Origin of the sequence: Pseudomonas sp. NPDC089569, assembly GCF_050280625.1 — a bacterium.
Classification (GTDB): Bacteria; Pseudomonadota; Gammaproteobacteria; order Pseudomonadales; family Pseudomonadaceae; genus Aquipseudomonas.
In genome coordinates, this window is the sequence record NZ_JBNNVQ010000238.1 from 1 (window position 1) to 2,022 (window position 2,022).

A 2,022-nucleotide genomic window follows, 5' to 3' on the forward strand; every position below is an offset into this window, starting at 1 on the left:
GCGAAAGCCGACAGCAGGCTGGCGTCTTTGCCGAGGATGGTCAGCAACTTCTCGTTGGGAATGGTGATCAGCGAGTCGACGCTTTCAGACAGCAGACGGATGCCTTCGTCGGCGATCTGCATGCGCTTGCGGCCTTCGAACGGGAACGGACGGGTCACCACCGCGACGGTGAGAATGCCCATTTCCTTGGCCACTTCGGCAATGATCGGCGCAGCACCGGTACCGGTGCCACCGCCCATGCCGGTGGTGATGAACACCATGTTGGTGCCCTGCAGGACTTCGGCAATGCGCTCGCGGTCTTCGAGAGCGGCCTGGCGACCGACCTCGGGGTTGGCGCCGGCGCCCAGGCCCTTGGTCACGCCGGTACCCAGTTGCAGGATGGTCCGCGCACCGATGTTCTTCAGTGCCTGAGCGTCAGTGTTGGCGCAAATGAACTCGACGCCTTCGATGTTGCTCTTGACCATGTGATTCACGGCGTTGCCGCCGCCACCGCCAACACCGATAACCTTGATTACCGGACTTGCGGGGATGTTGTCTACGAGTTCGAACATTTTCCCTCTCCTTTACGTTCTCTAGTTTTTCGCCTACTGCCTGTATCTACAACGGTGTTGCGATGCTGCGGTGAAGCTTAAAAATTGCCCTGGACCCAGCTCTTGATGCGATCGAGCAAGGCGCCTTTCGGTTCTTCGTTGCTGTAGCTGTCGCGGCTGCCGATACCCGAGAACGAAATGCCGTCGGATTGCTTCTGCAGGCCGTACATCAACAGGCCGACACCGGTGGAATAAATCGGGTTGCGAACCACGTCATCCAGACCTTTCACACCGTGGGGAACGCCCAGGCGCACCGGCATGTGGAAGATTTCCTCGGCCAGCTCGGTGGCGCCTTCCATCTTCGACGTACCACCGGTCAGCACGATGCCGGCCGGGATCAGGTCTTCGTAGCCGCTGCGACGCAGTTCGGCCTGGATCAGCGTGAACAGTTCGTCGTAACGCGGCTCGACCACTTCGGCCAGGGCCTGGCGGGACAGCTCGCGCGGCGGACGGTCGCCGACGCTCGGTACCTTGATGGTCTCGCCGGCACCGGCCAGCTTGGCCAGGGCGCAGGCGTAGCGAATCTTGATTTCTTCGGCGTACTGGGTCGGGGTGCGCAACGCCATGGCAATGTCGTTGGTCACCTGATCGCCGGCAATCGGGATCACGGCGGTGTGACGGATCGCGCCTTCGGTGAAGATCGCGATGTCGGTGGTGCCGCCACCGATGTCCACCAGGCACACGCCCAGTTCCTTCTCGTCATCGGTCAGTACCGAGTACGCGGAGGCCAGTTGTTCGAGAATGATGTCGTCGATTTCCAGACCGCAGCGACGCACGCATTTTTCAATGTTCTGAGCGGCGTTGACGGCGCAGGTGACCACGTGGACCTTGGCTTCCAGACGCACGCCGGACATGCCCAGTGGCTCGCGGACGCCTTCCTGGTTATCGATCACGTAATCCTGCGGCAAGGTGTGCAGCACGCGCTGGTCGGCCGGGATCGCGACCGCCTGGGCGGCATCGAGCACGCGTTCGAGGTCGGCGGAGCTGACTTCGCGATCACGAATCGCCACAATGCCGTGGGAGTTCAGGCTGCGGATGTGATTGCCCGCCACGCCAACGAACGCCGAGTGGATACGGCAACCGGCCATCAACTGTGCCTCTTCGATGGCACGCTGGATCGACTGCACGGTGGACTCGATGTTCACCACCACGCCTTTCTTGAGGCCACGGGACGGGTGCGTACCGATCCCGACGATATCGAGCGTGCCGTCGTCCGCGACCTCGCCCACCAGCGCCACCACCTTGGAGGTGCCGATATCGAGACCGACGATCATTTTGCCGCTTTGCACGTTTGCCATGGGTCCTGCCTCTTCTTAATTCTTCGCGACAGCGGGTTTGTGGCGGGGTTGGTGACGTTCTGTGCGCGACCGGAGTTGCCCGGCGTCACGCGCCCGTGAATGTAGTGTGCGATGTCTGCTGGCTGGTTGCTCAT

2 protein-coding genes are annotated in these 2,022 nt (G+C 61.8%); both read right to left on the reverse strand.

From position 1 onward, the window contains the following. On the reverse strand, positions 1-551 hold a 551-nt coding region (locus ACQKP2_RS32635; protein WP_427582355.1), incomplete at its 3' end, for a cell division protein FtsZ. 77 nt (positions 552-628) lie between these two features. Beyond that, positions 629-1,888 carry a cell division protein FtsA gene (gene ftsA / locus ACQKP2_RS32640; protein WP_175391042.1) on the reverse strand — a complete coding sequence of 420 codons (1,260 nt, stop codon included), beginning with the start codon at positions 1,886-1,888 and terminating at the stop codon, positions 629-631. Between the last annotated feature and the right edge of the window lie 134 nt (positions 1,889-2,022).

Coding starts and splice junctions, on each gene's coding strand:
- ftsA (WP_175391042.1), bottom strand. CDS start 1,888: ATGGCAAACGTGCAAAGCGGCAAAATGATCGTCGGTCTCGATATCGGC.